At 38.0% G+C, this 6,031-nt stretch carries 6 protein-coding genes; 2 read left to right on the top strand and 4 right to left on the bottom strand.

Annotated features, from left to right (window positions below; translation table 11 throughout):
• Positions 1-203: 203 nt before the first annotated feature.
• The 4 genes from EKM69_RS12615 to EKM69_RS11945 all read right to left on the bottom strand — a co-directional run bounded on the left by EKM69_RS12615 (position 204) and on the right by EKM69_RS11945 (position 4,280).
• Positions 204-338: a hypothetical protein gene (locus tag EKM69_RS12615; protein WP_263853858.1), complete on the bottom strand. Its 135-nt coding sequence runs from the start codon at positions 336-338 to the stop codon at positions 204-206.
• A gap of 193 nt (positions 339-531) precedes the next feature.
• Positions 532-1,953 carry a DHA2 family efflux MFS transporter permease subunit gene (locus tag EKM69_RS11955; RefSeq protein WP_125711316.1) on the bottom strand — a complete coding sequence of 474 codons (1,422 nt, stop codon included), beginning with the start codon at positions 1,951-1,953 and terminating at the stop codon, positions 532-534.
• 698 nt (positions 1,954-2,651) lie between these two features.
• Positions 2,652-3,299 (bottom strand): SDR family oxidoreductase, encoded by a 648-nt coding sequence (locus EKM69_RS11950; RefSeq protein ID WP_125711314.1) that lies wholly within the window; start codon positions 3,297-3,299, stop codon positions 2,652-2,654.
• Between the two features lie 129 nt (positions 3,300-3,428).
• The gene (locus tag EKM69_RS11945) at positions 3,429-4,280 is read right to left on the bottom strand and encodes a fructosamine kinase family protein (protein WP_125711318.1); all 852 of its coding nucleotides are present in this window, start codon (positions 4,278-4,280) and stop codon (positions 3,429-3,431) included.
• Positions 4,281-4,363: 83 nt separating this feature from the next.
• On the opposite strand from EKM69_RS11945, the gene EKM69_RS11940 reads away from it, so the two are divergent.
• Both EKM69_RS11940 and EKM69_RS11935 read left to right on the top strand, forming a co-directional pair.
• Positions 4,364-4,813, top strand: a complete 450-nt coding sequence (locus EKM69_RS11940) for a MarR family winged helix-turn-helix transcriptional regulator (protein WP_125711312.1) — start codon at positions 4,364-4,366, stop codon at positions 4,811-4,813.
• On the top strand, positions 4,813-5,748 hold the full coding sequence (locus EKM69_RS11935) for a nucleoside hydrolase (RefSeq protein ID WP_125711310.1): 936 nt from the start codon (positions 4,813-4,815) through the stop codon (positions 5,746-5,748). Before EKM69_RS11940 ends, EKM69_RS11935 begins: the two co-directional genes overlap by 1 nt.
• The last annotated feature ends 283 nt before the right edge of the window (positions 5,749-6,031 follow it).

The raw sequence follows: 6,031 nt of genomic DNA, 5'->3' as shown, positions 1-6,031 counted from the left end.
GTTTATTTGGCTTACTTAAAATCACTAAAATAACAAGACTAAGGCATTAGTTTGGTGGTGAAAACCCTCGTCACTGAACTAATATCTTGTATTCATATTTATGAATCATTGAATTAACAACATTACTATTGACAAGACGTAGAAAAAAAAGAGCAAAACCCAAAACTAGGTTTTGCCCTTATATAATCATCTGCAAAAATTAATTATTTAGCAGCTTTTTCATCGCGACTCTTTAAAAACTCGATAACCTTTTGTGTTTGTGCCTTACGACTGTCTGTGTTTGCGGCATTAACGGGACGGCGGTGACCTGTCATACCTTTATGTGTATTTTGTGACATCTGAAATCCCTCCTCCCTTTCTTTAAATTTCTTAATATCAACCATACCATTATAAATGGATAGCCAAGATTATTCAACATATTTTTTAAGTAAAACATCTTGAAAACGTATCAATCGATTTAAAATTAATACAACTCACACATTTTAGCATAAATACAAAGTGAGCTAAATGGTTCTTAAAGGTTTAATAAGACTATTTTTTAATTTGGTCTCCACCACGATCTTTAACTCTAAAGGCAATCAAGAAACCTAAAATAGCTAAGATCAGTGTGAAAGTAAATCCGTAGTGAGCACCTTGGGTAAATGCTAAAGCCTCTGAGTGTCCACCGTTAGCCATATAGTTGGCTTGACCAGTACTCAATAAGATAGTTGCGATACCAGTAGCAACGGCTCCGATAACTTGTTGGAACGTATTGATGATAGCTGAACCATCAGCTGATTGATATTGATCTAGTGAATTCAAACCATAAGTTTGTGATGGTGACATAGCCATTGGCACACCGATCATTAAGATGATGTGGGCAATGATGATGTATGCAATTGAGCTATTTGAGTTACTCAAAATGAACATAATTGAACCGATAACTGAGATCAAAAAGCCTAATCTAGACATGATCTTAGCACCGATCTTATCGTATGCACGACCTGCTAAAAATGATGTGATGGCGTTAACGATACCACCTGGTAACATGATGACACCAGTTAAAGCAACGGCAATGCCTAGTCCGTTTTGTAAGTACATTGGTAACAAGTACATGGCTGAAAGTGTGATACCAAAATCGATCATAACTAAGATCGAACCAGTAACGAATCTTGGTGTTTTTAACACAGCAAAATCCAAAGTTGGTGTATCAGCTTTCAATTGTTGTCTGATGTAAATAACTAAGAAAATTAATCCAACTACTAAGGCTACGATAGCAACTGGCATGTTTTTACTTAAGAAACTAATTCCGAAAACGATCAATCCGAAACTGATAGTTGATAAGCAAATGGCTAACCAATCAACTTTTGGCTTCGGAACTTCAAAGACGTTTGTCAGATTTTTTTCCATAAAGAGCCAAGCAACGATAAAGAAGACGATAAATGACCAGAAAATTGCTCTCCATGATAAAACACCTAGTAATAATCCAGCTAAAGTAGGTCCGATAGCTGGGGCGAACATGATAACTAATGCGGCAACACCTAATGCGGCACCCAATTTGTTAGGTGGAAAAATCCGCATGGCGATCGAGAACATTAATGGCAAAATAATACCTGTTCCGATACCTTGGATCATTCGACCAGCCAATAACATGGCAAAGTTCATGGCCAAAGCTGAGATGACCGATCCAATAATAAAGATCCATAGTCCGAAACGAACTAATCCCCTAGTTGAAAAATGTTTTGTTAATAAACTTGAAAGAGGTAGAACAATCGCGATAACTAGCATGTAACCTGTGACTAGCCATTGTGCAGTACCAGTTTCAATAGAAAAAGCCTTCATAATTGATGGCAAAGCAATGTTTAGTGATGTCTCACTTAGCATCCCCACGAAACCACCGATCAGAACACCCATTAATGCTAAATATGGATGTTCTAGCTTTGTTTGAATAGAATTTTTATCGATAGAACTCATAATTAACCTCCGTTTGACTGCAACGGTTGATTAATATAACAGAAAAAATTTTTTTTCGTAAGTTAAAATTTCTTATGAAATTTGTTTGTAAGGGGTTGCTTTGTTGATGTTGTTGGATTTGTTAATTTTCGTTGATGGCGTTATAACGGGGAGAATTGGTTTTGTTTCTTCCTTATTGTTTGGGGTTTTGAATAAAAGTGATCTTGGAAGATCATAGTTTTAAATTGATAATATAATTTTTTAGTTAGTGGTAACTGTCTTATGTTATATTTTCAAACTTACGGCAATAAAATGGCACTATCCATTTCTGCTGATTAAACTTGCAGTGGTTTTGGATTGTGCTTTTTTACTTTCAAGAATGCTAAAAAACAGTTCTGATGCACAATGGTATCAGTTTTTGGGATGGTCATGTGTATGTTTGATATTAATTTTTATATTCTCAAACTTGCAGCAATAAAATAGCACTATCCATTTCTGCTGGTTAAACTTGCAGTGGTTTGGATAGTGCTTTTTACTTTTATCCTCAAGTATGCGAAAACGAGTTCCAGCACACAGCGGCCTCCGGTTTAGAAACTGTCGGCAGGCACGGCTTCGCCGCACCTTGGGTGCCGACAGTCCCTAAATCCTCAGCAGCTACCCGTGTGCTTCCACTCTCTGTGTTTTAATCCTCAGCAGCTGTTTTTTCCTGCTTTATGGTTTTAGTACCATGAGGGTTTATCCCCATCTGTTCCAGCTTTATTAACCCCGATTGATTCACGGCTGTATTTGTCTGGTACTTGAGCGATGTCTACTACTATTTGGGCGATTGATTTACGGGATACTTCTGTTCCTTTGAATTCTTCGCCTTTTTGTGTGATTTCGTAGTCTACTTCGTCTTTGTTTGTTAACCAGGCTGGTCTGATGATTGTGTAGTCTAGGTCTGAGTCTTCGATTATTTTTGCGGCAGCTGCATAATTTGTGATGTAGCTTCCTAGTGTCTTGTTGTTCCATTCACCGAATTTGCCTGGGACTTCATCGTAAATTCCTAGGGTTGAGATCCATACTAATCTCTTGACGTTAGCTTGGTGCATGGCTTCTACTACGTCCTTAGCTTGTTCTTCGATGTTGCCACCAGCTAAGTTGGCGTAAACCATGTCGATGTCTTTCATTGAATCGACGAGTTTGTCGATATCTGTTGCGTCACCGTCGATCAACTCTACTCGATCTTCAAATGAGGCAGCTTTGTCTTGCAATCTGTCTGATCTTCTTAGATACAACTTCAAATTATCTCCAGTTGAATCTAAAAAAATGTTTTCTGCTAATTGGGCAATTTGTCCGTTAGCACCTAAAACTAAAATATTTGCCATTTTAGAATCTCCCATCTCTATTTGTCTACTCTCAATATAAGGTAGCAAAATGATAATTACAAAGAATGTTTCTCGATTATCAAATAATACACATATAATTATAAGTTCAATGATTGCGGTAACAATATTTTAGAAATTGAAACTTTGCTGGAGTGCATTTTCCAAACTTGGACCATAACTTTCCCCAAAAAGATTAACGTGAGCTAACAAGTAATAAACTTGATACCAAGCTACTCGTTTATCCCAGCCTTTTTTCAGTGGATAAACACTTTGATAGCCGTCGTAAAAGTCTTGATTAAAGCCACCGAATAACAATGTCATCGCGATATCCATTTCTCGATTACCAAAGAAAACATCTGGATCGAATAAAATTGGCTTGCCGTCTTTTTCAAAACCAGCATTGCCATTCCAAAGGTCTCCATGGATTAGGCTCGGTTTCACGGGATTTGCGGAATAATATTCGTAAACAGTCGTCTTCAATTGACTCATTAAATTCTCACGAAAGGCATTCCAATAACCCTTCTTTTTGACCTCGATCTCCAACACTTCAAGTCGTTGCTTGACGAAGAAATCGCCCCAGTTCCTTTGCCACGTATTGATCTTCGGATTTTTCGCATTCAAAATATTGTGATCCAATCCAAATCGCTCTGCGTGTTTTGAATGCATCTTTGCGACTAGTTGACCTAGGTCGTATTGCGACCCTTGACCAAAGTCGACGTATTGCAAAACTAAATAGCCATTCCCGTCAAAAGTCCCCGCCTTAATAACTTTTGGAGCATTTGCCACACTATTGATCAAGTTCAAGCCCTCGATCTCATGGTCAAAAAAACTTTTATCGTTGTTAGTTTGCACTTTTAGAAAATATCTGCCGTCGTCTGTGGTAACTTTGAATGCTAAATTAATATCACCACCAGAAACTGGTTCGATTTTTTGAATATTGCCAAGATTTAATTCCTTATACCAATCTTCATTTATAAGCATTTCAGTCATCCTTTCGCATATTTTCATACTAGCATGATATAATTTTAGATGGAAACATAATGGGGAATCAAGGGAGGATACCTATGTCGAGTAATATTGCTCATTTGATCAAGGTAGCATCAAATGAGATTTCTCGCAGTGTTAACGATTTTGCATCTAATTACGATTTAACAGGTACTCAAGTTCAGATCATAGACTTCTTGACTAGTGTACCTGCAAACGAGGACGTTTTTCAAAAAGATCTTGAAGCAGAATTCAATATTAGACGATCCACCGCTACTAACATTCTCAAAATAATGGAGAAGAAGGAATTAATCAAGCGTGAATCGGTCGAATCTGACTCTCGTCTGAAAAAGATCATTGTTTTGGATAAAGCACTTCGACTCCAAGGCAATATTGACGACTTCATGAAGGAAAATGATCAACGTATTTTATCCAGTTTAGGTGCTTTTGAGCGAAGAGGATTCTTGCATGCACTGCAAAAGTTACCAGAAAAGTTACAAAATACACAACAAAGTGAGGTAAACAAATAGTGAAAAAAGTTATTATGGATTGCGATCCCGGTATTGATGATGCCATTGCATTAACTGTTTTACTTGCCCATCCTGAAATTGCAGAAGTTATTGGGGTAACTACTGTTGGTGGGAACGTTACTTTGAATTATGTGACACAAAATGCTAAGAAGCTTTTGACTTTCTTAGGTTCAAACGCTGAACTAGCATCCGGTCAAGCTGAGCCATTAGTTAAAGAAATCGAAACAGCCGGCGAGATCCACGGTAAGACAGGTATGGAAGGTTACGACTTCCCTGCTGAAAGTGACTCATATCCACTAGCTAGTGAAAATGCAGTAACTTTCATTCATGACAAATTGGTAGCTAGCGACGATAAAGTTGATATCGTAGCTACTGCTCCATTAACTAATATCGCGTTATTATTAAAGACTTTCCCTGAGATCCACGATAAGATCGACAAGATCTATGTAATGGGTGGTTCGACATTACAAGGAAATATCACATTAGCTGCTGAATTCAATGCTTACGTTGATCCAGAAGCAGCACAAATCGTCTTCGACTCTGGCGTTGACGTTGTGCTATCAGGTTTGAATTTAACAGAAAATAAAGCATACATGACAATGGACGAGATCAAATCGATCAAAGACCTTGGCGAAGTCGGAGTAATGGCTAGTTCTATTTTGGACTTTTACGCTAGCGCCGAACTTGAAAAAGGTATGACTAAGATCCCTATTCATGATGCTTGTGCGGTTATTTCAATGTTGAATCCTGATGTGTTTACTAAGAGCACTAATTATTCGATCGATGTTGCTACTACTAACGATCAATTTAGAGGTATGACTTATCCGGACCGTCGGGTTTATGCTGAGGAGAAGAACTCGGTTGAGGTGTTGGAAGATGTTGACCGTGAGGCTTTTGTTAAGTATTTGTTGGATTCTATTAAGAGCTATAGTTAAGTTTTTTTATGGGCCTGGTTTTTGGGCCTATTTTTTTTGTGTTTTTGTTTTGGGTTTTATTGAGGTTGTAGTTTGGGTGGAGGTTCACTGCCGGGGGTGGGGGTTCCAGGAATTGCGCTGTGGAACGCCATGGACTGCTACAATTGTTTTAACCGGAAGAATGATAAACAAGAACGAGTCCGGGAGACGATAACAATGAGTAAGAAAAATAAGAAGACCCCTTTCGAAATTAAGAGAAAGGCAGTGGAACGTGTATTCAATGGAGAGAGTCGGAGAAGTGTCG

It is taken from the genome of Companilactobacillus zhongbaensis (assembly GCF_003946515.1).
Lineage (GTDB): Bacteria > Bacillota > Bacilli > Lactobacillales > Lactobacillaceae > Companilactobacillus > Companilactobacillus zhongbaensis.
This window is presented reverse-complemented; position numbering and strand designations above follow the sequence as displayed.

Coding starts and splice junctions, on each gene's coding strand:
- EKM69_RS12615 (WP_263853858.1), bottom strand. CDS start 338: ATGTCACAAAATACACATAAAGGTATGACAGGTCACCGCCGTCCCGTT.
- EKM69_RS11955 (WP_125711316.1), bottom strand. CDS start 1,953: ATGAGTTCTATCGATAAAAATTCTATTCAAACAAAGCTAGAACATCCA.
- EKM69_RS11950 (WP_125711314.1), bottom strand. CDS start 3,299: ATGGCAAATATTTTAGTTTTAGGTGCTAACGGACAAATTGCCCAATTA.
- EKM69_RS11945 (WP_125711318.1), bottom strand. CDS start 4,280: ATGCTTATAAATGAAGATTGGTATAAGGAATTAAATCTTGGCAATATT.
- EKM69_RS11940 (WP_125711312.1), top strand. CDS start 4,364: ATGTCGAGTAATATTGCTCATTTGATCAAGGTAGCATCAAATGAGATT.